The sequence below is a fragment of the Kribbella capetownensis genome (assembly GCF_004331485.1).
GTDB lineage: Bacteria > Actinomycetota > Actinomycetes > Propionibacteriales > Kribbellaceae > Kribbella > Kribbella capetownensis.
In genome coordinates, this window is the sequence record NZ_SJKD01000001.1 from 842282 (window position 1) to 866178 (window position 23897).

The window sequence follows — 23897 nt, forward strand, 5'->3', positions numbered from 1 at the left end:
TCTCGGAGGCACGGGCGGGTTCCTCTCTGTTTGGTGCATCAGCCTTCGTCGGTGCGGAGGCGGATCAGATGCCACGAGGCAGGCGGCAGCGTGGCGGTGCAGTTCCCATCGACGACCTCGGTGCCGTCGACGGACCGGGGCACCACCCGGTCCGGGTCGTCCGCGGTGTTCGCCGCGGCCCGGTCGTCGTCGTACAGGGCCAGGTGCTCGACCACACGCAGACCACGGCCGAGCGGGATCTCCAGGTCGACCTTGTCGGTCTCACTCCGGTTCACCACGAAGATCGCGGTCTCGCCGGTGTTCTCGTCGTACGTCGCTGTGCTCCACAGCGCCGGGATGCGGCCGAACGCGGCGGTGTCGATCTCCGGCCCGTCGCCGATCGCGGTCTGCAGAACGGTCGGACCGGCGTACCGGGCGGTCAGCGCGAACGGATGGAAGATCGTCTGCCGCCAGGCGCGGCCGTCCGGCTCGGTGCGGATCGGAGCGATCACGTTGACCAGTTGCGCGAGGCAAGCGATCTTCACCCGGTCGGCGTGCCGCAGCAGCGTGATCAGCAGGCTGCCGACCACCACGGCGTCGTCGACCGTGTAGGTGTCCTCGATCAGCGGGCTCACCTCGCGAATGCCGAGGCCGAGCTCGCCCGGGAAGTGCCGCTGGTTCCAGACGTTCCACTCGTCGAACGACAAGGTGATCTCCTTGTCGCTGCGCTTGAGCGCCTTCACGTGGTCAGCCGTCGCGACCACCGAGGAGATCATCCGGTCCATCTCCTCGGCCGCCGCGAGGAAACTGGCCTGATCACCGTCGTGAGGTTCGTAGTACGCGTGCAGGCTGATGTGGTCGACCAGGTCGTACGTGCGTTCCAGCACGACCCGCTCCCACTCGCCGAACGTCGGCATGCCGGCGTTGCTCGAGCCGCACGCGACCAGTTCGAGACCGGGCTCGACCCGGCGCATCGCGTTCGCGCTCTCCTCGGCCAGCCGGGCGTACTCCTCGGCGGTCTTGTGGCCGATCTGCCACGGGCCGTCCATCTCATTGCCCAGGCACCACACCTTGATGCCGTACGGCGCCTCGTGGCCGTTGGCGACCCGCCGATCGGGCAACTCCGTACCGGCCGCGAGGTTGCAGTACTCCAGCAGCTCGACCGCTGCCTTGATCCCGCGGGTGCCGAGATTGACCGCCCAGATCGGCTCGATGCCGGCCTTGCCGGCCCAGGCGACGAACTCGTCGGTGCCGAACTGGTTCGGCTCGATCGCCCGCCAGGCCAGGTCGAGCCGGCGCGGCCGCTGGTCCTTCGGCCCGACGCCGTCCTCCCAGTCGTAGTTCGAGACGAAGTTCCCACCGGGGTAGCGGATCGTGGTGACGCCGAGCTCGCGGACCAGCTCCAGCACGTCCTCGCGGAAGCCGTCCGGGTCGGCGGTCGCGTGGCCTGGCTCGTAGATCCCGGTGTAGACGCAGCGGCCCATGTGCTCGACGAACGAGCCGAACAGGCGCCGGTCGAGTGCACCGACCACGAACGCTCGATCCACGACAAGGCGTGCCACGAGGCCTCCCAGCGAGTGTCTACAACGTTTAACGTGGATGTCTACAACGATTGATATCCGGTGTAAAGGGTTCGCCCCCGGCAGGCATGGCACACTCAGGCGACAAGCGGTGACAGGAGGTACGGATGGCGACCAGGCTGAGCGATGTGGCGGCACGGGCCGGCGTGTCGGTGAAGACCGTGTCGAACGTCATCAACGACTACCCGCACATCACCGCGCACACCCGGGCCAAGGTCGAGGCCGCGATCGCCGCCCTGGACTACAAGCCGAACGTCAGCGCCCGCTCGCTGCGCAAGGGCCGGTCGGACTTCATCGCCCTGGCCATCCCGGAGATGGCCTCGCCGTACTTCGCCGAACTCGGCGCGGCGATCAGCCGGGCGGCGAAACGGCGCGGCATCACCGTGCTGATCGACCAGACCGAGGGCGAGGCGGCCGCCGAGAAGCTGGTCCTCGACGGGATGCGCGGGCAACTGATCGACGGGATCATCTTCTCCCCGATCACCACCGCCCCGGCGAAGATCGGCACGGCCGGTACGGCGAAACCCCTTGTTCTGCTGGGCGAACGGCCCGCCGGTGGCACCTTCGACCATGTCGCGGTCGACTCGGTCCAGGCGTCGTACGACGCGACCACGCACGTGATCTCGATCGGCCGGCGGCGGATCGCCGCGATCGGCGTCGGCGGGGGAGCCGGCACCGGAGCGGTTCGGCGGAAGGGATACCGGAAGGCGCTGAAGGCGGCCGGGTTGCCGCACGACCCGGCGCTCGAGCTGGCCGGGACGGGCTATCACCGCGACGACGGCGCGGCCTCGATGCGGGAGCTGCTGGCGTTGCCCGAGCGACCGGACGCGGTGTTCTGCTTCAACGACCTGCTCGCGCTCGGCGCCCTGCGAACGCTGGCCGACGCCGGCCTGTCGGTGCCTGGCGACGTCGCTGTGGTGGGCTTCGACGATATCGAGGACGGCCGGTACCACTCGCCGTCGCTGACCACGATCTCGCCGGACAAGGAGTGGCTGGCGAGCAACGCGGTCGATCTGCTGCTGGAGCGGATCTCCGGCAGCGGTGAGGCCGCGCTCCGCGACCTGACCGTTCCCTACACGTTGGAGATCCGCGAGACGACCGCCGGCTGATCAGCGGTCGGGGAAGCCGGCGAGCTGCTTCGCGAACGCGTCCTGGACCTTCTGCCGCCTGCCGGCCAGGCCGAGGATGGCGTTGCGGACCGGGCGCAGCGGGCGCGGGAGGTTGGCCAGTCGGGTCAGCCGGTGGGCCAGCCCGATCACCCGGACCGCCTCGGCGCGAGAGTTGGTGGCGTAAGCGTCGAGCTCCGACTCGTCGCCGCGGTTCAGCGCGACCGAGAGCGCATCGGCCAGGACCATCGCGTCCCGCAGACCGAGGTTCATACCCTGGCCTCCCGCCGGGCTGTGGGTGTGCGCGGCGTCGCCGGCCAGCAGCACCCGCCCGGCGCGGTACTCGTCGGCCACCCGCTCGTGGATCCGGAACCGCGAACCCCAGACCACCTCGGTGACCTTCGGTGCGCTCTTGCGCGGACCACGGCTGACCAGCAACTGCTGCGCGTACGCCGCGTCCGGGTGTTCCGGCGCGTCACCCACCTCGGCGACCAGCCGGAAGGAACCGTCCGGCAGCGGCGCGACCACGAGCAGTCCAGCGTGGGAGAAGTACAGCGCGACCTCGTCGACCGGCAGTCCGCCGTCGACGCGTACGTCGACCAGGCTGCAGGACAGCTGCAGGGTGTTGCCCGGCATCCGCAGCCCGGCCAGCTCGCGGATCGTGCTGTTCATCCCGTCGGCGGCAACGACGTACCGCGCCTTGATCACGTCGCCGCTGTCCAGGGTCACCTCGGCGCCGTCCGCGGTCTGGGTCAGGCCGGTGGCCGCGTACGGACGCAGTACCGAACCGCCGAGCTCCTCGAGCCGCTCCAGCAGGACCCGCTCGGTGACGTACTGCGGCAGCATCACGATGAACGGGTAGTCGGTCGGCAGGTCGCCGAAGCCGACCGGGACGAGCCGCCGGTCACCATCGCGTACGGCGAAGTCCTCCAGCTCCAGGCCGAGCTCGACCAGACGCTTGGTGGCGCCGATCTGATCCAGCACCTCCAGTGTCCGCGGGTGGATCACGCAGGCCCGGGAGGTGTTCGCCCCCTCGGCCTGCCGGTCGACCACGACCACCGAGTGCCCCTGCAGCCGCAAGCCGGCCGCCACTGCGAGCCCGACCGGGCCCGCACCCACCACTACGACATCCGCACGCTCCGGAGTCATCGTTGCTCCTTCCGAGGTTTATCAACGCTTGTTGACTTTTACTGTAGGAGTGCCTGGAAGAAAAGTCAACAGGTGTTGGCATATGCTGTGGGCATGGCGGAACGGAAGTCGGACCGGACCCGGGCGGCGATCCTGGCGGCGGCCCGGGAGCGCTTCGGCGCGGACGGGTACGAGCGGGCCACGATCCGGGCGATCGCGGCGGACGCGGCGATCGACCCGGCGATGGTGATGCGGTACTTCGGCAACAAGGAGAAGCTGTTCGCGGCAGCGGCCGAGTTCGATCTCCGGCTGCCCGACCTGCGCGACCTACCGCCGGATGAGCTGGGCGACGCGCTGGTGCGGCACTTCGTCACCCGATGGGAGGGCGACGACACGCTGCTGGCGTTGCTGCGGTCATCGGTCACGAACGAGGCCGCGGCCGACCGGATGCGGGGCATCTTCGCGGCCCAACTCGCGCCGACGCTGCGCGCGCTCGCGGTCGAGGAGCCGGCCGTGCGGGCCGGCCTGGTCGCGAGCCAGACCCTCGGCTTCGCGCTCTGCCGCTACATCCTCGGGATCGCGCCGATCGCCACGATGTCCCACGACGAGGTGGTCGCGTGGCTCGGCCCGACCATCACGCGCTACCTGACGTCGTCGGCGCCCTGATCGAGCCAGGCCCGCGTGGCCGGCAGCGCCTCCTCCAGCGGCGGGAGGTGCGGGTGCCACTTGAGTTCCCACTCGAGGGACAGCGGGTAGTCCGTGCCATCGAGGGCCTGCAGTAGATCCCGGATCGGGTAGTCGCCGGCGCCCATCGCCACCGGGCGGTAGTCCTGGCTCGAGTCGCTGTCCTTGATCTGCACGAACTCGATCCACGGCTTCAGCAGCTCGAACGCCTCGGCCGGGGTCTCACCGTGCGACCAGGTGTGCGCGCTGTCCCAGATCACCTTGACGTTGTGGCCGGGAACGTCGTTGTCGAGCAGCGTGAGCAACGCGGCCATCTTCCGGCCGGCCGAGTGCGAGTCGTGGGTTTCCAGCAGGATCTGCGCGTCCCGGGGAGCGGAGGTGACCCGGTCGAGCGCCCGGATCTCGCCGGCGCTGGGTCCGTCCGTCGTACCGCTGTCGACATCGCCGGGGAACACCCGGACGCCACGGGCGCCGAGGTCGGCGGCGAGTTCCAGGTGGGCCTCGAGCGGCTGGTCCTCGACCGCGCAGAGCTTCACGTAGCTGCTGACGGCGAGAATCTCCAGGCCCGCGTCCTCGATCCGGATCCGCAGCTCGCGGCGTTCCGCCGTACTCAGAGTGGTGTTGGTGAACTCGTCCGGCGCGGTCCGCAGTTCCAGGCCGGAGATATCGTTGCCTTTGGCAAGTTCCAGGACGTGGTCGAGTGGTGCTCCGGGGCAGCCGAGCGTGGAGAAGGCGAATCTCATACCGCTATCAGATCAGACCCAGCGCCGCCGCGGGTGAGTGCGTGGCGTGGTGGGCTGCTCAGGCTCCTGCTCCGGCTGCTGGTGCTGCTCGGGGGTGTAGTACGCCTGCTGCTCGTACTCCGACGGCTGCTGCTCGGCCTGCGAGTAGTCCGAGGTGTACGGCGACCCGTAGGACTCCGTCGCGTAGTTCGGGCTGTAGGTCTCGTAGGAGTCGGTGCTGCCGCTGTACTCCGTGCTGTAGTCCGAGCCGCTGTACGACGTCGGGCTGTAGGAGTCGTACGACGGCGTCTCGTAGCTGCTGCTGCTCGAGTAGTCAGAGGCCGGGCTGCTGTAGCCGTAGTCGGTCGACTCGTAGTTGCTGGTGCCCGTGTACTCCGAGCTGTACGACGAGTAGTCCGAAGCCGGCTCGTACGACGTCTGGTAGCTCGAGGACGAGTCGTCGTACGACGAGCTGTAGTCCGACGTGTAGCTGGTCTGCTCCGGCGTGTACGTCGGCTCCGGGCTGTAGGACGGCTCGGGCGTGTACGTCGGCTCCGGCGTGTAGGACGGCTCGGGTCCGTACGACGGGACCGGCGGGAGCGGCTTCGACGGAGTCAGGAAGTCGTCCTGTTGCTGCTGCCCGAGGGCCGGTGCCGACGGCTCGTAGTAGCCGGAGGATGCCGACACGTGCGACGACGGCATCGTGTGCGAGGACGGCGCGTGCACCGAGTGCGAGGCCGTCGGCTGCTCGATCGCCGACGGGCTGTCCACCGCGACCCGAGCGGCCCGGCGGCCGGCGCGCGCAACTGGCGCGGGCTCAGGCTCGGGTGCGGGTTCGGCCTCCACCGGGGAGGTCGCCTGGGTGAGGTAGTCCGGAGTGCTGTCGTACGTGTAGGGCTCGGAGTAGGTGGCGGCCCAGGACCGCTCCGGCTGAGCCGGCTGCTGCGGCTGGTAGCTGTACGGGTCGGGCTCGACGACGGTCAGCGGCGGGGTCTCGTCGCGCCAACTGCTCGGCTGCGGGCTGCTCGGCTGCGGGCTGCTCAGGGCGCTGTTCGACAGCGGGTCGTCGCTGCCGGCGCCCAGGTAGTCGCTCCAGCTCGTCCGCGGACCCGGCTCCGGCTCGTAGCTCGTCTGCTGGGCGGGCTGCTCGTCCCGCCAGGTCTCCACCGCGTTGAACTGCTCGGTGGCCGGGCCGCCGTCGACGTCCTCGTTCTGCCAGCTCTCCACGACCGGGGCGAACGGGCTCCACTTCGGAGCCTCCTCGACGGGCGCGTCACCACCGAACGCGGCGGGCGCTGCCGGACCCGCAGCGAACGGGCTGCCGCCGACGGGGAAGTCGGACGCGGCCGCACCGTCGCCCGGGAAGCCTGCTGGGGGCGGCGCGAACGGGTTGGCGACCGGAGTGGTGGCCGCACCGCCACCGGCCATCTGCAGCTCCCGGCGGCGCGCCGCCGGGGGGAGGGCCGAGGCTGCGATCGGCTCGGAGATGGCGGGCTGCTCGTCGGTGTCGTCGTTCGCGTACGTCGGCACCGCCATCAGCTTCGGCTCGCGCTGGTCCCACCACGGCACCCACTCGCGGGTGGTCTGCATGGTGTTGATCCGGCGGATCACCATCGTCGCGGCGACCGCCGACACCGCGGTCAGCACCAGCGACGCCGTACCGGCCAGGGCGATACCGCGCAGCGACCCGACGGTCGCTTCCATCCACATCAGGAACCGGCGGACGACCACGTCGAACGCGAGTGCGCCGATCCAGGCCACCCACCACACGGACGTGAGAGCGGGAGTCCTGAACCGGCGCAGGTCATCGGCGTACACCGGGGTCTTCGGATCGCTGGCCAGCCAGACGTCGTCGACGATCTGCTTGGGATACCAGAGGTTCGGTCCGGGACAGAACCAGCTGGCCAGCACCCAGCCGTGGCTGCGGCGATGGTCGGCCTGGCAGAAGACCTCGGAGTTGACCCGGGCCCGCCACAACCAGATGACGAAGACGACCGCGGCGGCGACGGAGACGATCACGTTCGGGACCGCGGTGACCTTGGCGATCGCGTCGGCGCGGTTCAGGTCGGCGTCATCGACGTTCGGCATCCCGCCGAGGTAGCGGTGGACGACGCTGTAGGTGTTCCAGTCCGACCAGGTGGAGAGCAGGTGGGTGATCGTGGATGCACCGAGCAAACCGATGGCGAGCTTGCCGACCGGCCCTACGTGCTGGAACTCCTCGGCTGCGTGCGGCTGCCAATCTTCCTGATCTGGGGAGGACAAGACAAGGACTGCTGGCTGCGGGTGGCTCACGTCGTGCGTCCCTCGCGTTGCTGGAACTCCGTCTGTTCGGCGTCTCGGCCAAATCCTGCCCCCGCATGACCGAGCCACATTGATACCACGAAGTAGGTACGCGTGTGCAGTCGGTCCCAGCACAGAGGGTATCGACTTAACGTGTTCTTTTCGTGCGCCCATCACCTCTTGTAACGAGGCATTCGACCCTGCGTGACGGTTTGGTTTACCGCGCAGGAGGTTGGAAGCCGGTCTGCTGCTGGCCGGCCGCCCACCACGGCACCCAGGGCCGCCGCGTCTGCAGCTCGTCGATGCGCTGGATCAGGACCACCCCGAGAACGGCGGCCGCGGTCGTGAACAGGGCGGAGATGCTGGACAGGATCACGTTCGTCCGCAGCTGTCCGACCTCGGTCGCACCGCCGAGCACACCGCGCTGCACGATGTTGCCCGTCACCAGTCCGACCACCCAGGTCAGCCACCAGGCCCACACCAACTGCGTTCCGGGGATGGTCTTCAGCGACAGCGTCTGCGGCGGGGTCCGCGGGTCGCTGGCGGCGACAATGTCGTCGACGACCTGCTTGGGGTACCAGAGGTTCACCACTGGGCAGATCCAGCTGCCGAGCACCCAGCCCCGGGTGAACCGGTGCTCGCCGCGGCAGAACATCTCCGCGTTCCACCGGACCCGCCACAGCCAGACGATGAACACCACCGCGGCCGCCAGCAGCGCCAGCGCCGCGACGATGCCGAGCGAACCGGAGATCAGGTCGGCCTCGGCCAGCCGGTCCGGGTCGTCGCCGTACTTCTTCAGCGTCTGGAACGAGTACCAGTCGGACCAGGCGGTGGCCCAGGTGGTCGCCGTGACCACCCCGATCAGGATCGACGCGGCCAGCCCCATCGTGCGCTCTGAGCTGAACCAGCGGTCCAGCGGCGGCTGCTGCGCCTGGCTCGGCATGGGATCAGAAATAGCACAACACCGCGTGACCGGGCGAGAACATCACGTTGCGAACCGCAGGGCGTGTCCGTGTCCGCTGGTGCCGGTATCCGTCGCAATTCCGCCGGAAACTGTCGGTGCCCGGCGCGACGATGGGTGGCATGCGCTGGTCCGTGGTCGACTCACCCATCGGCGACCTGACCCTGGCCGTCGACGAGGCCGGGCTGTGCCGGCTGCACTTCGGCCGCGCCGACCGGCCCCTCGAGACCGATCCGCTGCTGACCGAGACCCAGGAGCAACTGAAGGCGTACTTCGCCGGCGAACTGCAGGAGTTCACCGTGCCACTCTCGGTCCGCGGCGGCTCCGAGTTCGAGCGCGCCGTCTGGGCCCAGCTCCGCCGGATCCCGTACGGCGAGATGCAGACGTACGGCGAAGTCGCCAAGATCGTCGGGGACGCCGGAGCGGCCCGAGCCGTCGGCACCGCCTGCAACCGGAACCCGATCGCCGTCGTCGTGCCCTGCCACCGGGTCGTCGGCGCCGGCGGCAAGATGGTCGGCTTCGGCGGCGGCATCCCGCTCAAACGCCACCTGCTCGAACTCGAGGCGCGGATCACCATCGAGACACTGTGGACCTGACGATCAGGCACACGATCAGGCACACCGTCAGACACACCGTCGGCACGCTGCGAAACCTGACGAAGATCTGACACCGGGCGACGCGTGCGAAAGCGCGGTAAGGACTACTGAAGGACTACCGTTGCTAACAGCGATCGGATCGTCACGCTTGAAGCGAGCGATTCAGTCGTCACCAACCCTGCCCCGGAAGACGCATAGATGACCAAAACCCGCTCCACCGAACACCCCCACCCCGACCTGAGCGCACTGATGGACAAGAGTGCCGAGGAGTGGTCCGCGCCCGAGATCCAGGACGCGGCCCGCTCGGCCCTGCAACTGCACGCCCCCGACCGCGAACCACTGACCTGGGTCAAGCGCTTCGGCGTCCTGCCCTGGCTGCACCGCAACGATGCCGTCTGCCTGCACTGCGGCGGCACCTATCCGTGCATCACGCACCGCTATGCCACCCAACTCCTGTCGGCCGGCCGCTACACCATGACCAAGCCGGACCACGACGACGAGCACGACGAGCAGGGCGACCGGCACGACCACGACCAGGATCCGCGACCGAACTGACGCCGTACGCGCAAGGCGCCGTCAGCAAACGAAGGCCGCGAACCCCAGCCGGGGTTCGCGGCCTTCGCCGTTGCGGTGTGTCGGGTCAGGAGTCGGACGGCTTCGGGTTGCTCGTCTTCCGCGGGGTGGGCGCCTTCTTCGTGGTGCCGTTGGCCGCTGCGTTCACCTCGGTGTCGTCGGTCTTCGCCTCAGTCGGCTTGGCGGGCTCCGGCTTCGACTCGGCCCTCGGACCGTCGGTCTTCGGCGACTCCGGCTTGGGCATGTCCGTCTTCGGCATGTCCGTCTTGGCCGCATCCGTCTTGGCCGCATCCGTCTTGGCTGTGTCCGTCTTGCCGTTCGACGACGCGGCCGTGTCCGGACGAGACGTCGCACCGGCCGGGGCGGAGCTGTAGTCGCGGCCGCTCGTCGGGGTCGACTGCCAGGCCGGCTCCGGCGGGGTCAGCAGCTTCTTCACGGCCGCCGCCGCCAGGGCCCCGAAGCCCAGGAACAGCACGACCTTGCGGAGCCGGTGGCTCTTCTTCTTCGGCGCGTCGATCTCACCGTTGAGCGCGGCCTTGGTGGCCCGGCCCCGGCGGGAGGTCTCCTGCACGACCGGCTCGGCCGCGGCTGCCAGCGACGCCAGCGCGGCGGTCACCTTCGGCAGCACGTCGTCGTTGAACCGCTCGCGCGCCTTCTCGGCGGCCTGCTCGGTTGCCGGGCCGACCTTCGCCAGCGCGTCATCGATCACCGGGCTTGCCTTCTCCACCGCGACTCCGGCGTAGTGGGCGCCGCGCTCGACGGCCTTCTCGGCGTACGGCGACACCTTCTCCCGTGCGGTGCCCACGGCCGGCCCGAGGTGCTCGCGGACCTGGCCGACAGCCGGCCCGATCTTCTCCGACGCCGACTCGGCGAGTGGCTTGACCCGGCCCTTAGCGGTCTCCACCCGGCCCTTGGTCTTCCTCGAACCCACGATTCCCTCCTCGGTGCCGTCCATCCCGGACGGCGTTCCGGCCCATCGGCGACATGGACGCTGTGCTGATACGGATCTGGACATTTCCGCTCTGGTTTGCATCGTACGACGTACTCAGCCGACAAACCGGCCTCCCTGTACCCACTACCGGCCGGTTCGATCACACTCCCGGCCAGCCGCTCCGCCTCCGGTTGGACTCACATGACAGGATCGAGGGGTAAGCCGTTTCTGATGAGGAGTGAACACCCGTGGCCGAAGAGCTGTACGCGACCCTGCAGACGACGAAGGGTGACGTCGTCATCAGGCTGTTCCCCAACCAGGCGCCGAAGACGGTCAGCAACTTCGTCGGCCTGGCCGAGGGCACCAAGGAATGGACCGACCCGCAGACCGGCGCGCCGAGCACCGCGCGGTTCTACGACGGCCTGACCTTCCACCGGGTGATCGACGGATTCATGATCCAGGGCGGCTGCCCGCTCGGCACCGGCACCGGCTCGCCGGGGTACTCGTTCGACGACGAGATCCACCCGGAACTGCAGTTCGACCGGCCGTACCTGCTCGCGATGGCGAACGCCGGCATCCAGTTCGGCCGCGGCACCAACGGTTCGCAGTTCTTCGTGACCGTGGTCCCGACGCCGCACCTGAACCGCAAGCACACGATCTTCGGCGAGGTCGCCGACGACGAGTCGAAGAAGGTCGTCGACGCGATCGCGACCGCGAAGACCGCACCCGGCGACCGGCCGATCGAGCCGATCGTGATCAACAGCGTCACCATCGAACGCAAGAACGCCTGATTTCCGCGGCGGGCCGGGCCGGCGTGCCCGGCCCTCCGCGCCTCTTGGGAGGAACCCACCCGCGTGACCGAGACCGTTTGCTACCGGCACCCGGATCGGCCCGCCGGGGTCCGGTGCCAGCGCTGTGACCGGCCGATCTGCCCGCAGTGCATGAACAGCGCCTCCGTCGGCTTCCAGTGCCCGAGTTGCTTCAACGAAGGCGTGAAGTCGGTCCCGCGCACCCGGACGTCGCTCGGCGGCGTCGCCCGCGTCAACGGGCAGATCGTCACGCTCGTGATCCTGGCGCTCAACGTGCTGGTGTTCATCGCCGTGCGCACCGGCAGCAGCCGGGTCGTCAACGACCTGGTGCTGGTGCCGTTCCTGGTGGATTCCGAGCCGTGGCGGCTGCTCACGTCGGCCTTCACCCACGTGCAGATCTTCCACATCTTCTCGAACCTGTTCATGCTCTACCAGCTCGGTCCGCCGCTGGAGCAGATGCTCGGCCGGCTCCGGTTCTCGATCCTCTACCTGCTGTCCGCGCTCGGCGGCAGCGTCGCGGTGTGGATGCTGGCCTCCCCGGTCTCCGCGACGCTCGGTGCGTCCGGCGCCGTACTGGGTCTGGTCGGTGCGCTGCTGGTGATCAGCCGGGCCCGCGGCCTCGACATCACCTGGATCATCGCCTACGTGGCGATCACGGCGGTCATCTCGTTCACCATCCCGAACATCTCTTGGGAAGGTCACCTGGGCGGGTTCATCACCGGCGCGGCCGTCGCCTGGGTCTTCCTGCAGATCACCAAACACCGCCGCAGCAAAGCCCGCACCTAGACGGCTCTGTGGTCGGTCCGGTGCGGGCCGAACTCCTCCTGGTCGTGGTCGACCGGGCGGCCGTCGAGGTGCCAGCTCCACGTGGTCGTCGGCGTGATCCGCAGGTACGTGCCGTCGCCGAAGCGGCCGTCTCGCTTGACGACCTCGGCCGTGCCGTAGACGCGGAGGAACCGCGGTGACCACGGGTTGGTCGAGACCAGGTCGTCGATGACCAGAGCCACCTGTTCGTGGCCGGCTTCGACGTTGCGGACCTTGCGCGTCTTCGCCGGGTCGACGCCGCCGACGTAGAAGTAGTGGCCGTCGTACTCGAATCCGACCGGTACGACGTCCGGCTGGCCGTCGGGGCCGACGGTGGCGAGCCGGGCCAGTGGCTGGGACTTCAGGTACGCCAGTTCCTCTGTCGTGAATGCCATACCTGCTAAAGTACAACGATCGTTGTAACTACGCCAGGAGACGCCATGGCACGGGCCGGGAAGCGGCAGGAGGTGCTGGCCGGTGCGCTGACCGTGTTCGCGCGGGACGGGTACGCGCGAGCGAGCATCGACGTGATCGCGGCTGAAGCGTGCGTCTCGAGCCGCACGCTCTACAACCACTTCGGCGACAAGGCCGGGTTGTTCCGGGCGGTGATCCAGGAGAGCGCGACGCGGGTCGCCGCCGCCCAGCTCGCGATCATCGAGCAGCACCTCAGTCACGTCACCGACCTCGAGGCCGACCTGGTTGCCTTCGGCATCCACTGGCGTACGCCGATGCCGGACTACGCCGAGCACTCCGCGCTGGTCCGCCAGGTCAACGCCGAGGCCGGCCACATCCCCCAGGAGGCCGTCGACGCCTGGCAGGAAGCCGGACCTCTCGCCGTACGACGGGCCCTCGCCGAGCGACTGGCCGTCTTCGCAGCCGACGGACTGCTGCGGATCGACGACCCACTGCGAGCGGCTCTGCACTTCTCCCTCCTCATCTCCGGCGCCAACCCGTCGTACCGCGGCGGACCGGTGACACCCGACGAGATCACCGAGGCCGTCACCACCGGAGTCCACGCCTTCCTGCACGGCTACACACGCTGACCGTTCAATCCGCAACTAATCGGCCTAGGCCACAACTTTCCTTCGGTTCTGTGAATGCAGATGACAGGCGGGCCCGGATGCTCGTCTAATCAGATGACGTCCCGACGGGGGACCACATCGGTAAGGACATCCACATGAGCCCACGCGCAGTGGACAAACGGGCCCGCCCAGGCAACGAGCGGTATCTGCCGCCGCCGTCAACACAGCAGCAGGCAAACGTCGCCGAACTCGTGCCAGAGGTAGTGCTTGTTCAGGGCGGCGGTGTAGGCACGCTGGACGGCGTCGGGGCCGGCGACCGACTCCAGCAGGAGGAGATGCGAGGCCTCCGGGGCGTGCATCCCCGTGATCAGGCCGTCGACGACGCGGGACGGGTGGTCCGGGCCGAGGACAAGGTCCGTCCAGCCGTTTGACGGGGTGACTGTGCCGTCGGTCGTTACGGCGGACTCGATGGCTCGGACAGCGGTGGTGCCTACGGCAATGACCCGGCCGCCGTTGGCCCTGACCCAGTTGACGAGGCGCGCGGTGTGCTCGGGTACGTCGTACCGCTCGGGCAGTGGTGGTTCGTGGCTCTCCAGGGACGAGACACCGCAGTGCAACAGGATCGGTGCGATCAGGACGCCCTGCGCTGCCAGGTGACTCACCAGCTCGAAGCTGAACGGCCTTGCGGCGCTGGGCATCTCCGCACTCCCGGGCTCACGGGCGAAGACAGTCTGGTACGACGCCAGTGGCCAACGTCGTCCGACGTAGCTGTAGCTGATCGGCCGGCCGTGACGAGTCAGATAGCCGAGCACATCGGGCACCGGCGGCTTGGCGCGCCACAGACGGTTGGACTCCGATTGGTACGGCGCGAGCAGCGTCAGCACACCCCCGGGCATTTCCACCTGGTCGCCCGCCGTACCTCCCAGCATCGGTGCCCGGTTGCTGCGCAGTTCGACGACCCAGGTGCCGTCGTCGAGCGCGGTGGAGAAGTGCACGACGACAGGTGCCACACCGGCACCGGTGATCCACGAGCCGTCCACAGCCGCGGGCAGTGTGCCGGAGGTGTTCACCAGTAGCAGGTCGCCTGGCCGCAGATGCTCTCCGATCCGGTCGAACCGGGTGTGCGTGATGGTCGACCCCTCCGCGACCAGCAGCTTCACCTGATCCCGCGAGAGCCCTCTGGCCTCGGGTGGTTCGGAAGCGTTCAGCGAATCGGGCAGGACGAAGCGGGTCTGTGGATGGACCGTCACGGCGCCACCGCCGCGGCGAAGTCGGCTGCTCGGTAGCGACCACTCGCCGGCCGGCTGTCCAGCAGTTGCAGGAACGCCGGTACGACGGTTGCCGGCTCAGGCCGGTCCGAGATGTCCTCACCGGGGAACGCGGCCTGGTGCATCGCCGTCCGGAGGTCGCCCGGATCGACGGCGTACACAGCAAGCGAGGGGTGCTCGGCGGACAGCACGCGGCCGGCGTGGTCGAGTGCAGCCTTGGCCGAGCCGTAGCCGCCCCAGCCTTCGTACGCCTCGACCGCGGCGTCGGAGCTGATGTTGAGCAGGACACCGGCTGCTGCAGTGAGTGCAGGCAGTAACGCCTGGGCCAGTGCGATCGGCGCGACCACGTCGACCTCGTAGACGCGACGCAGTTCGTCGAGGTCTGCGGCATCCAACTGCTGCAGGGGACTCGGGCCGAGGTAGCTGGCGTTGTTGACCAGTAGGTCGAGCCGGCCGAGCTCGGTGACGGCATCGACCAGGTCAGCACGGTGTTCGGGGTCAGTGACGTCACCCGCGAGCGGGACCACGTCGGTGCGGCCGGCCAGCGCGTCGGCCGCGTCCTTGAGGGCATCGGCGCCGCGGGCGTCGATGACCAGCGCCCAGCCGCGGTCGGCCAGGCCGTGCGCCAGCGCGAGTCCGAGGCCGGCGGATGCGCCGGTGACGAGAGCGACAGGACGGTTGGCGGATTCAGGTGTCATGTCCGTCACTGTCATACTTCAAGTCGACTTCAGGTCAAGAGGATCCCTGGATTGAGGACGCGGCCGGGGTCGAGCACGTTCTTGACGGCCTGCAGGGCTTCGACGGCCAGCGGCCCGATCTCCTCGGCGTAGGCCTCTCGATGGTCTGTGCCCACGCCGTGGTGGTGGCTGATCGTTCCGCCGGCAACCGCGATCGCCTGGCTCGCCGCGGCTTTCGCCGTACGCCATTGGCCGACGGGATCGTCGGTCTGCGCGGAGATGACAGTGAAGTAGAGGGAGGCCCCTGTTTCGTAGACATGCGAGACGTGGCACAGCACGAGCGGCGGAGTGCCTTGGTCGGTCAGTGACCTCACGAGTGCCTCGGTGACCGCGGCCTTCAGGGCGGGCACCTTCGCCCAGAAGGCAGCGGTCTCGAGCGTCTCGACCAACGCACCTTCGTCCAGCAAGGGATCCCGCAGGTACGGCGCCCGGTAGCGCCCGACGCGCCAGGTCTCCCCAGGCCCTTCGCCGACGTTCTGCCCACCGGCCGCGGTCAGCACACCCGCCGTCGCTTGTTTGTACGGACCGTCGAACCCGACGATCGCGAGTACGCCGCCCGTCCCACCGCCGAGCACATCCGGATCCGCGAGGTTCACCGCGGTCTCCGCTTCGTCGGACAACCGCAGTACGGTCGGCAACGGCCCGTCCTGCGCCAGCCGGCGGATCGCGGTCAACCCAGCCTCGAAGTTCTCGAACCGCCACCCCTCGAAGTGCCGCTCGGTGGGTCGCGGCCGGATCCGTACGACGACCGACGTGATGATCCCGAACGCGCCTTCGGACCCGAGCACCAACTGACGCAGGTCCGGACCGGCGGCGGACATCGGTGCGCGTCCGAGCTCTACGGTCCCGCGCGGTGTCGCCAGCGTCAGCCCGACCACTATCTGATCGAACCGCCCGTACCCGGCCGACGACTGTCCACTCGACCGCGCCGCTGCATAGCCGCCGATACTCGCGCCCTCGTAGGACTGTGGGAAGTGGCCCAACGTGTAGCCGCGGTCAGCGAGCAGCGCCTCCGCCGCCGGACCCCGCACGCCGGCCTGCAGTGTGGCGGTCCGCGACACCTCGTCGATCTCGATCAGTTGGTCCAGCCGCCGCAGATCCACGGTGATGAAGCGCCGCGACGCCGCCAACCCTCCTACGACTGACGTGCCGCCGGAGTACGGCACCACAGCCAGATCGTGCTCCGAGCACGCCGCCAGCACCGCGAGCACCTCGTCGTGGGTGCCCGGGTACACCACTGCGTCCGGCATGTCCGACGTGTCGCCGGCGCGGTGCCGCAGCAGGTCCGGAGTCGAGTAGCCGCGCGTGTGAGCCCACCGGGAATCCAGATCCGTGGTCACGTGCTCGGCTCCGACCACCCCGGCCAGGAAGTTCAGCTGCGCGGCCGTCAGCCCGGGCCGGTCCACCGGGTCCACGGGACCTGCGGCTGGCCGTCGTACGCCGAGATGCTTCAACGCATCGACGGCCGCGGCGGGCAGGTCGACGGGATGTGCCGGGTCGCCCCAGCGTCCCGGCGTGAGTTGCACAACAGGGAGGTCCGATTCGGTCAAGGTGGGCTCCCTTTCGGTACACCTGCGGGGTAGCGTCCGTGGGAGGTGGAACCCCCTGGCTCCCACCTTCCACGGACAGTTCCGGGACGGCAGAGTCGCTGATACACTCTGACGTGTGATGTCTCAGCGTAGCAGCGACGCGGTGTCAGACCCAGGGCCGGAGACGAGCGCGCGTCCGGCGCCCGCGAACGCGATCGGCGAGGAACGGATCCTGGACGCGGCCTATGAGCTGCTGCTGGCGATCGGGATGCGCCGGATGACGATGGCCGACATCGCCCGGCACGCGGAGGTCTCGCGTGCGACGCTCTACCGCCGCTGGCCGAACGTGCAGGCCGTGGTCGCGGCTCTGATGACCCGGGAGTGGACCACCGCGCTGATGTCGGCGTTCCAGCCGGACGCGGCCGACGGTCGGTCCCGGCTGGTCGAGGGCGTCGTCGAGGTGGTCGCGAAGACCCGGGTGCACCCGTTGATGCGCAAGATCATCGAGCTCGATCCGGAGTTCCTCACGCCGTACCTGCTCGAGCGCCGCGGCAGCAGCACGGTCGCTCACCTGGCGCTGGTCGAGGAGGGCATCAAGGCCGGGCAGGCGGACGGCTCGATCCGGACCGGCGACCCGATGTGGCTGGCCCGGCAGATCATTCTCGTGTCCCTGGCCTCAGCGGTGTCCGGGCCGGTGATGGCCGCGAAGGACGAGTACACGATGCTCGACGAGCAGCTCCGGGAGATGCTCACCAGGTACTTGGCGCCATGACCGACCGGGGCGGCGGGGCGGGGAAGCCATTCAGCACCGTCGGCAATGCCAGCTTGAACGCGGCTCGCCGTGCCCGTGAACTGGACTGGCTGGAGACGACCGGCAAGGTCGACGTACTGGTCGTCGGTGGTGGAGTGACCGGTGCCGGCGTCGCCCTGGACGCGGCCGCCCGCGGACTGTCCGTCGCCCTGGTGGAGAAGCACGATCTGGCGTTCGGCACCAGCCGGTGGAGCTCGAAGCTGGTGCACGGCGGTCTGCGCTACCTGGCGTCGGGCCACGTCGGCATCGCGTACGAGAGCGCTGTCGAGCGCGGCATCCTGATGAAGACGACCGCGCCGCATCTGGTCCACCCCGTCCCGCAGGTCGCCCCATGGTTGCCGCAGGCAAAGTTCGCGCAGGCGGCGTTGCTGCGCGGCGCCTTCCTCGGCGGCGATGTCCTGCGCACGTTCGCGCGGACGAGCGACGACTACCTGCCGCACTCGCGCCGGGTCAGCTCGGCGGAGATCCTGCGGTACGCACCGACGCTGCGGCCGGACGGCATGCGCGGCGGCTTCCTGACCTGGGACGGACAGTTGTACGACGACGCGCGGCTGGTGGTCGCGATCGCGCGGACCGCGGCGCAGTACGGCGCTCGCGTGCTCACCCGGGTCGCGGCCACCGAAGTCACCGGACGAGGCGCCGTACTGGTCGACCAGTTGACCGGGCACCAGTTGCAGGTGGCCGCGTCGGCGGTGATCAACGCGGCCGGGATCTGGGCCGATCAGGTTGCCTCCGGCATCAAACTGCGGCCGAGCCGGGGGACGCATCTGGTCTTCCCGCAGTCCGCGTTCGGCGGGCTGTCCGCCGTGCTGACCGTCCCGGTCCCCGGCCAGTTGCGCCGGGTCGTGATGGCGATCCCGGCGCCGGACGACCGGGTGTACGTCGGGCTGACCGACGAGGACGCGCCCGGCCCGGTGAGCGACGTACCGCGGGCGACCGAGGCAGAGATCGACTTCCTGCTGGACACCATCAACCACGCGGTGCAGACGCCGCTGACCCGGGCCGACCTGCTGGGGACGTACGCCGGACTCCGGCCGCTGCTCGACACCGGACACCACAGTGGTGAGCACAAGACCGCGGACATCTCCCGGCGGCACGCGGTGATCACCGGTGCCGACGGGCTGGTGACGATCGTCGGCGGGAAGCTCACGACGTACCGGCGGATGGCCCAGGACGCGCTCGATGCCGCCCTCGGCCAGTCCGAGCTCGCCGTACGCCGACCGTGCCTGACGCACCGGATCCCGCTGGTGGGTGCGGCGGACCGGGTCCGGTTGGCTGCCGTACGAGCGCCGGCGCGGTTCGTCCAGCGATACGGCGTGGAGGCACCGGAGGTGATCGCCGGCGCGCCGACCATGCTGGAGCCGATCGCGCCGGGGCTGCGGACGACGTACGCCGAGTTGCTGTTCGCGGTCCGCCATGAGGGGGCGCTGACGGAGGACGACGTACTGGACCGGCGGACGCGGATCGGGCTGTCAGCGGCGGACCGGGAGTTGGCGCTGCCTGCGGTCCGGGAGGCATTCGCCGCAGTCTGACGCTCCCAGGGCTGAGGCTCCCAGGGCTGAGCTAACTTGGCTGCGGGGAGGTGGACAGGTGTCGCAGCAGTATCCGTATCAGCCGGGGCCGTATCAGCCGATGCCCTACACGGCGCCGCCGGTGCCGCCGCGTTACCGGCCGTTGCGGCGGATCGCGCAGGTCAGCATCGTGCTGATGGGGCTGACCTGCGTCGCCGCGGTGATCCAGTCGGTCCTGCTCTGGCGCTCGTACGACGACGTGAAGCGGTTCGTGTACGGCTTGCTCTCCGAGGAGGAGATCGACCGCGGCGTCCGCTCGATCGCCGGCAGCGGCCCACTTCTCGACCTGGTCGGCTACCTGCTCCTCGGCACGGCCATCACCTTCATCCTGTGGCTTTGGCGAGCGCGTGAGAACGCCGACTTCATCACCTCGCCGTTCGGTCCGAAGCCGTCGGACCTGAGCCCGCACCGGCTCGTGCAGGGCTGGGTCGTCGGGTCGTGGTTCTGTCCGATCGTGCAGTTCTGGTACCCGCTGCGGATCGTCGACGACGTGGTCGCCGCGAGCGAGCCGCGGGACCGGCCGGGTGCGTCCCGGACCGGCGAGGTCCGTGGACTGCTGTACGGCTGGTGGGCGGCGTGGACCGGGTTCTGGGTGATCCTGGTCGGCGGTGGCGGGATCGCGCTGATCGGCTTCATCGTGTGGATCGTCCGCCTGGTCGACGCGGCCGATGCTGCCGACGCGACCGGTGAGTACGTCGATATCTACGATCTGCAGGACTTCATGGTCCGGGTCGCGCTGGGCGTCAACATCGGCTTCACCGTGGCGACCGTCCTACTCATCGCGGCAGGGGTGGCCGCGTCACTGCTGCTGCTCCGCGTCAGCCGCTGGCAGCACGACCAGGTCACCGTTCCGCCGGTTGCCGTGGCGCCGCCACCACCTCCGCAGTACGTACCGCGCTACACCAACCCGGGTCCGACGTTCCCGTCCTACCGGCCGCCTTCGTAGAGCCGGACTCTAGAGTCGACACAGTACTGCGGTGGCGTCGTCGTACCGCTTGCCGCGAAAGCTGCTCGGGTGCGCCGCCTTGTCGTACTTCCAGACGCGATCGACCAGCGTTGCCGGGCCTTCCGTCTCGAGCACGTCGATGAGGTCCTCCCACGAGTGCCCGTAGCGCTCGGCGTACCGCGCCGCTCCGTCGCTCAGTACGGCGATCAGTTCGACGTCCCCGCGATCCGTCGTACCGGTGAGCGCCTCGTACGCCGCCTTGGGTTCGGTGCTCGCGGCCCAGAACCCTCCGGGCTGATTGCGGAGCCGGCGGACCGCCTCGAAGGTGTACTCCGGCAGGAGATCGACGCGATTGTCGCTGTGAACGGTGATCGCTCCGCCTGGTGCCCGCACGACGAGAGGTGAGTCGGCCAGGACCAGGTGTTCGACCTGGTCCGGCCCGGCGCGGAACATCGCGACTGTGGACGACGGGCTGTCCGGATTGGTGAGGTCACAGGTGCCGGCATGCACGGCGCAGACGGCGGCGATCGCGTCGGCCAGCAACTCGGGCAGCGGTGCGGACGACTGCGAGAGGAGCGGTACGGCGAGCTCACGGGCCAACTGGGCGACCAGCCAGGCGACCGTGTGCAGGCAGCCGGAGTCGAGGCCTTGCCCGGCAGTCGCACCGTCGAGCACGACGACGAAGTCGGGTCCGGTCAGTGCGAGGTCCTCGTTCACTGCGGGCGGTCGCCGATCCGGCGCGGGCAGACTGAGCGAGCGGATCTCCACCCGTCCATTCTCCCTTCCCACCCGATCGCGACCGCCGACCGTCCCCGCGTCGACGGGCGGCTAGGGCTGTGCGGCCCAACTGTCCGTGAGGGACTGGTCGAGGGAGATCTTCGGCGACCAGCCGAGGTGCTTGCCGATCAGGGCGGTGTCGGCCTGCTGCCAGGCGACCGCCGGTGTGCCGTCGTGGATGTCCTCGACGATCCGCGCCGGTTGACCGCTCAGCTCGAACAGCTGCCCGGCCACATCCCGCGCCAGCACCGCCCGCCCGGTCCCGACGTTCAGCACCGGTGGCACCTTGCCGTCCGTGAGAGCGACCGCGACCACCGCCTCGGCGACATCCCGCACATCGACGAAGTCGCGCCACACGTCCAGCGACCCGACCTCGATCAACTGCCGGCCGCGGAGATCCCGGATCACCCGGCCGGTGAGCGTGCTTTCGGGCGCACCAGGGCCGATCACGTCGAAGATCCGGAGTATGACGGCATCTGCGCCGTTGCGCTGGGCGCGGAGGACGAGTTCGGAGCCGGCCAGCTTGGTGAGACCGTACGGACCGGCGGGGCGGGGCTCACCCTGCTCGTCCTGGCTGGTGCCGTGCGATGCGCCGCCGTACTCGGCGGCCGAGCCGAGCTGGACGAAGCGGGCGTGGCTGGCGTTGTCCCGGACCGAGGCGAGCAGAGCCCCGACGGCCGTGACGTTCGCGCGGACCAGAGTGGCCGGCTCACCCAGGGTGGCGCCGGCCGCGTTGATGACCACGGTCGGCTTGTACATGCCGATCTGCGTGTCCAGAGCGTAGGAGTGCATCGTGGCCAGGTCGCACAACCGGTGCGGCTCACCCCGGCTCCGGCTCAGACCACGGTGCTCCACGCCGCGGTCGGCGAGCAGTGCGCAGATCCTGGCGCCGAGGAAACCTCCCGCGCCGAACACCATCACCCGCTCAGTTCCGGTCACGCTTCCATCGTGCGGCCCGTATTTGTCGGTGGGCTGAACGTTGGCCCTCGTCACGATCACAACTCCCGCGCGGACATCTCGGCGTACCTGCGTGTCGGTACCTCGTGGCAGGGTGGGGGACTCCGACGAGCGGGTGGAGGGTGAGCGATGGCAGACCGAGGGCACGTGCCGGTGCCGACGGAGTCGACGATCCGGGATTGGGACGACGCCGATCCGTCCGGGCAGACGTACGAGCGGGTGCTGTTCATCGACAGCGACTTCACCGAGGTGGAGAACCGGGGCGGGACCTTCCAGGAGTGCACCTTCCGCGGGGTCAGGTTCAACGCCTCCACCCACACCGACGCGGCGTTCGTGAACTGCACCTTCGTCCGGTGCTCGCTGTTCGACGCCACGTTCACCGGGTGCAAGCTGCTCGGCAGCTTCTTCGACGACTGCACCTACAACCTGCTGAAGGTGTCGGGCGGCGACTGGTCGTTCGCCGGGCTTCCGGGTGAGGATCTGCGCGGGACCGAGTTCACCGGCGTGAAGTTCCGTGAGGCGGACCTCACCGGCGTACGGGCGGGGAAGGCAGTACTGCGAGATCTCGATCTGTCCGGGGCATCGCTGCAGCGGGCCGACTTCACCAAGGCCGATCTGCGCGGATCCGACCTGTCCACGCTCGACCCGCTCACGGTCGAGCTGAAGGACGCGCGCGTGGACATCACCCAGGCGATGGTCATCGCGACCTCTCTCGGGCTGGACGTACGTCCCTGAGCCTGTGGATATCTCCGCGTAGTCGCGTAGTTATCCCCCGTTTTCATCCACAGCCTGTGGATAAGTATCCGGAGTGTGCTCATCGGGCCCGAGCCGCCGCCCGGAAGCCGCTGGGTGGTTTCGCCACCGGGATCGGCCGCGGGACGAGCCGGCCTCGGCGGTGGCGGGCCGGTTGCCGCCGTACGACGATCATCGCGGCGTGCTCGACGACGTACGGACCGGTGACCAGGCGGCTCGAGCGGGTCAGCGTCTGCAGGCCGGCGACCAGACCGACGCCGGCGAAGGTGCCGAGCGTGTTCGCGATCAGGTCATGCAACTGGCAGGAGCGGCCGAGCTGCGGGATCAGCGCCTGGACCGCCTCCACTGACGCGGACAGCCCGATGCCGGCGGCGAGTCCGTCGACCGGGCGTCCACTGGCGAGTGTCAGCATTCCGGCTGCCGGAACGAACAGCAGGACGTTGAGCAGGCCCTGGAGCGAGGTGAGGCCGCCGGTGGTGGCCAGGTGTGTGCCGCACTGGCCGACGCTCGCCAGCCGGTGCGCGGTCGGGCTGAGCGTCGCTGCCAGGACCAGAGCGACCGCCGCCGGCAGGCAGAACGCTCCCAGCCGAGGGACCAGATCCCCCGGCCGCCGCAACGACGAGAGCGCGACCGGCAGTGCCATGCCGGTCAGCACGAGCCAGGTGTCCAGTAGGTGTGGGATGCCGCGATAAGTCTCGAGCACTCGTCGGACCCTCCCGTGGTCGACCGGCTGACTCGAACGCTTTCTCGTCGATCTCTTCCACATCAGACGATCTGTCGTCCGATCCCACGCTCGCCAGAGGGGCCCGGACATCTGCACGCACCCGCAAACAGTCCGTGACAATCCGTGCACAAACTGTCACGGAAGGAAGGTGCTCTAGGCAACGATCATTTGCTCCACGACCATCGGCCGCCCGCTCGCGGTGGCTTCGGCCTGATCGCGATGCGGCAGGTCGGCGAGGCAGGCGACGGTGCGGAGGCGATCCGGCTCGCTCAGAATGCTGTGGCCGCACGTGATCCTGATGGATCTGCAGATGCCCGGCGTGAACGGACTGGCCGCGATCACCGAGCTCACGCAGCGCGGCGTGGAGTCGCACGTCCTGGTGCTCACCACCTACGACACCGACGCTCACGTCGTACCCGCGATCGAGGCGGGTGCGACCGGCTATCTGCTCAAAGCTGCTCCGCGCGACGAACTACTCCGGGCGGTGCGAGCCGCGGCCCAGGGGCAGTCGGTGCTGGCGCCGTCGGTGGCGAGCGTGCTGATGAACCGCGTGCGTACGCCGCCGGCAGTCGAGCTGCTGAGTCCGCGCGAGCTCGAAGTGCTGCAACTGGTGGCCGCCGGCAAGACCGCGGTCTCCTGAAGCCTCCGA

At 69.2% G+C, this 23897-nt stretch carries 25 protein-coding genes; 12 read left to right on the forward strand and 13 right to left on the reverse strand.

From position 1 onward, the window contains the following. Positions 1-38: 38 nt before the first annotated feature. On the reverse strand, positions 39-1541 hold the full coding sequence (arfA, locus tag E0H75_RS04095; protein WP_131511664.1) for an arabinosylfuranosidase ArfA: 1503 nt from the start codon (positions 1539-1541) through the stop codon (positions 39-41). A gap of 125 nt (positions 1542-1666) precedes the next feature. Here arfA and E0H75_RS04100 point away from each other — a divergent pair, with 125 nt between their 5' ends. Continuing rightward, positions 1667-2668, forward strand: a complete 1002-nt coding sequence (locus tag E0H75_RS04100) for a LacI family DNA-binding transcriptional regulator (protein ID WP_131511665.1) — start codon at positions 1667-1669, stop codon at positions 2666-2668. Here E0H75_RS04100 and E0H75_RS04105 read toward each other — a convergent pair whose 3' ends face one another. Further along, positions 2669-3814 (reverse strand): FAD-dependent oxidoreductase, encoded by a 1146-nt coding sequence (locus tag E0H75_RS04105; RefSeq protein ID WP_131511666.1) that lies wholly within the window; start codon positions 3812-3814, stop codon positions 2669-2671. Positions 3815-3907: 93 nt separating this feature from the next. On the opposite strand from E0H75_RS04105, the gene E0H75_RS04110 reads away from it, so the two are divergent. Continuing rightward, positions 3908-4459, forward strand: a complete 552-nt coding sequence (locus tag E0H75_RS04110; protein ID WP_131511667.1) for a TetR/AcrR family transcriptional regulator — start codon at positions 3908-3910, stop codon at positions 4457-4459. Here E0H75_RS04110 and E0H75_RS04115 read toward each other — a convergent pair. From E0H75_RS04115 to E0H75_RS04125, 3 genes are all read right to left on the reverse strand, one after another. After that, positions 4435-5220, reverse strand: coding sequence for a sugar phosphate isomerase/epimerase family protein (locus tag E0H75_RS04115; RefSeq protein ID WP_131511668.1), 786 nt, complete (start codon positions 5218-5220; stop codon positions 4435-4437). The two genes, E0H75_RS04110 and E0H75_RS04115, sit on opposite strands and share 25 nt — an antisense overlap. A 12-nt stretch (positions 5221-5232) precedes the next feature. Beyond that, positions 5233-7461: a DUF4328 domain-containing protein gene (locus tag E0H75_RS04120; protein ID WP_238162812.1), complete on the reverse strand. Its 2229-nt coding sequence runs from the start codon at positions 7459-7461 to the stop codon at positions 5233-5235. Between the two features lie 235 nt (positions 7462-7696). Beyond that, on the reverse strand, positions 7697-8422 hold the full coding sequence (locus E0H75_RS04125) for a DUF4328 domain-containing protein (RefSeq protein ID WP_131511670.1): 726 nt from the start codon (positions 8420-8422) through the stop codon (positions 7697-7699). A gap of 140 nt (positions 8423-8562) precedes the next feature. Here E0H75_RS04125 and E0H75_RS04130 point away from each other — a divergent pair, with 140 nt between their 5' ends. Both E0H75_RS04130 and E0H75_RS04135 read left to right on the forward strand, forming a co-directional pair. Next, positions 8563-9036 carry a methylated-DNA--[protein]-cysteine S-methyltransferase gene (locus tag E0H75_RS04130; protein WP_131511671.1) on the forward strand — a complete coding sequence of 158 codons (474 nt, stop codon included), beginning with the start codon at positions 8563-8565 and terminating at the stop codon, positions 9034-9036. Between the two features lie 198 nt (positions 9037-9234). Beyond that, entirely contained in the window at positions 9235-9591 is a 357-nt protein-coding gene (locus tag E0H75_RS04135) for a hypothetical protein (RefSeq protein WP_131511672.1), read from the forward strand. An 85-nt stretch (positions 9592-9676) separates the two neighbouring features. On the opposite strand, the gene E0H75_RS04140 is transcribed toward E0H75_RS04135, so the two are convergent. Further along, complete coding sequence (locus E0H75_RS04140; RefSeq protein ID WP_131511673.1) at positions 9677-10540, reverse strand: hypothetical protein; 864 nt, start codon at positions 10538-10540, stop codon at positions 9677-9679. A 248-nt stretch (positions 10541-10788) separates the two neighbouring features. Here E0H75_RS04140 and E0H75_RS04145 point away from each other — a divergent pair, with 248 nt between their 5' ends. Together E0H75_RS04145 and E0H75_RS04150 are read left to right on the forward strand one after the other, a co-directional pair. Then, positions 10789-11331, forward strand: coding sequence for a peptidylprolyl isomerase (locus E0H75_RS04145; RefSeq protein WP_131511674.1), 543 nt, complete (start codon positions 10789-10791; stop codon positions 11329-11331). A 63-nt stretch (positions 11332-11394) separates the two neighbouring features. Next, entirely contained in the window at positions 11395-12135 is a 741-nt protein-coding gene (locus tag E0H75_RS04150) for a rhomboid family intramembrane serine protease (protein WP_131511675.1), read from the forward strand. Here E0H75_RS04150 and E0H75_RS04155 read toward each other — a convergent pair. Continuing rightward, complete coding sequence (locus E0H75_RS04155; protein WP_131511676.1) at positions 12132-12548, reverse strand: PPOX class F420-dependent oxidoreductase; 417 nt, start codon at positions 12546-12548, stop codon at positions 12132-12134. The two genes, E0H75_RS04150 and E0H75_RS04155, sit on opposite strands and share 4 nt — an antisense overlap. Before the next feature lie 45 nt (positions 12549-12593). On the opposite strand from E0H75_RS04155, the gene E0H75_RS04160 reads away from it, so the two are divergent. Next, on the forward strand, positions 12594-13196 hold the full coding sequence (locus E0H75_RS04160; RefSeq protein ID WP_131511677.1) for a TetR/AcrR family transcriptional regulator: 603 nt from the start codon (positions 12594-12596) through the stop codon (positions 13194-13196). 197 nt (positions 13197-13393) lie between these two features. Here the strand turns inward: E0H75_RS04160 and E0H75_RS04165 are convergent, their stop codons facing one another. From E0H75_RS04165 to E0H75_RS04175, 3 genes are read right to left on the reverse strand one after another with little or no spacing between them, the layout of a single operon-like run. Next, positions 13394-14425 carry an S-adenosylmethionine:tRNA ribosyltransferase-isomerase gene (locus tag E0H75_RS04165; protein ID WP_131511678.1) on the reverse strand — a complete coding sequence of 344 codons (1032 nt, stop codon included), beginning with the start codon at positions 14423-14425 and terminating at the stop codon, positions 13394-13396. After that, complete coding sequence (locus tag E0H75_RS04170) at positions 14422-15141, reverse strand: SDR family NAD(P)-dependent oxidoreductase (protein WP_131511679.1); 720 nt, start codon at positions 15139-15141, stop codon at positions 14422-14424. The genes E0H75_RS04165 and E0H75_RS04170 overlap by 4 nt, the downstream gene beginning before the upstream one ends. Positions 15142-15170: 29 nt before the next feature. Continuing rightward, positions 15171-16730 carry an FAD-binding oxidoreductase gene (locus E0H75_RS04175; RefSeq protein WP_131511680.1) on the reverse strand — a complete coding sequence of 520 codons (1560 nt, stop codon included), beginning with the start codon at positions 16728-16730 and terminating at the stop codon, positions 15171-15173. 118 nt (positions 16731-16848) lie between these two features. On the opposite strand from E0H75_RS04175, the gene E0H75_RS04180 reads away from it, so the two are divergent. From E0H75_RS04180 to E0H75_RS04190, 3 genes are read left to right on the forward strand one after another with little or no spacing between them, the layout of a single operon-like run. Next, positions 16849-17481 (forward strand): TetR/AcrR family transcriptional regulator, encoded by a 633-nt coding sequence (locus E0H75_RS04180; RefSeq protein ID WP_131511681.1) that lies wholly within the window; start codon positions 16849-16851, stop codon positions 17479-17481. Next, positions 17478-19052 (forward strand): glycerol-3-phosphate dehydrogenase/oxidase, encoded by a 1575-nt coding sequence (locus E0H75_RS04185; RefSeq protein WP_131511682.1) that lies wholly within the window; start codon positions 17478-17480, stop codon positions 19050-19052. The genes E0H75_RS04180 and E0H75_RS04185 overlap by 4 nt, the downstream gene beginning before the upstream one ends. 58 nt (positions 19053-19110) lie before the next feature. Beyond that, positions 19111-20037 carry a DUF4328 domain-containing protein gene (locus E0H75_RS04190; protein ID WP_131511683.1) on the forward strand — a complete coding sequence of 309 codons (927 nt, stop codon included), beginning with the start codon at positions 19111-19113 and terminating at the stop codon, positions 20035-20037. Between the two features lie 9 nt (positions 20038-20046). Here the strand turns inward: E0H75_RS04190 and E0H75_RS04195 are convergent, their stop codons facing one another. Both E0H75_RS04195 and E0H75_RS04200 read right to left on the reverse strand, forming a co-directional pair. Next, entirely contained in the window at positions 20047-20805 is a 759-nt protein-coding gene (locus E0H75_RS04195; RefSeq protein ID WP_131511684.1) for a protein phosphatase 2C domain-containing protein, read from the reverse strand. A 60-nt stretch (positions 20806-20865) separates the two neighbouring features. Next, a complete protein-coding gene (locus E0H75_RS04200; protein ID WP_238162813.1) occupies positions 20866-21753 on the reverse strand; it encodes an NAD-dependent epimerase/dehydratase family protein in 888 nt (295 codons plus the stop codon). 147 nt (positions 21754-21900) lie between these two features. Here E0H75_RS04200 and E0H75_RS04205 point away from each other — a divergent pair, with 147 nt between their 5' ends. Further along, positions 21901-22506 (forward strand): pentapeptide repeat-containing protein, encoded by a 606-nt coding sequence (locus E0H75_RS04205; protein WP_131511685.1) that lies wholly within the window; start codon positions 21901-21903, stop codon positions 22504-22506. Positions 22507-22585: 79 nt separating this feature from the next. Here E0H75_RS04205 and E0H75_RS04210 read toward each other — a convergent pair whose 3' ends face one another. Continuing rightward, complete coding sequence (locus E0H75_RS04210) at positions 22586-23227, reverse strand: VanZ family protein (RefSeq protein ID WP_131511686.1); 642 nt, start codon at positions 23225-23227, stop codon at positions 22586-22588. Between the two features lie 268 nt (positions 23228-23495). Between E0H75_RS04210 and E0H75_RS04215 the strand changes: the two genes are divergently transcribed. Further along, the gene (locus E0H75_RS04215) at positions 23496-23888 is read left to right on the forward strand and encodes a response regulator transcription factor (RefSeq protein WP_238162814.1); all 393 of its coding nucleotides are present in this window, start codon (positions 23496-23498) and stop codon (positions 23886-23888) included. The last annotated feature ends 9 nt before the right edge of the window (positions 23889-23897 follow it).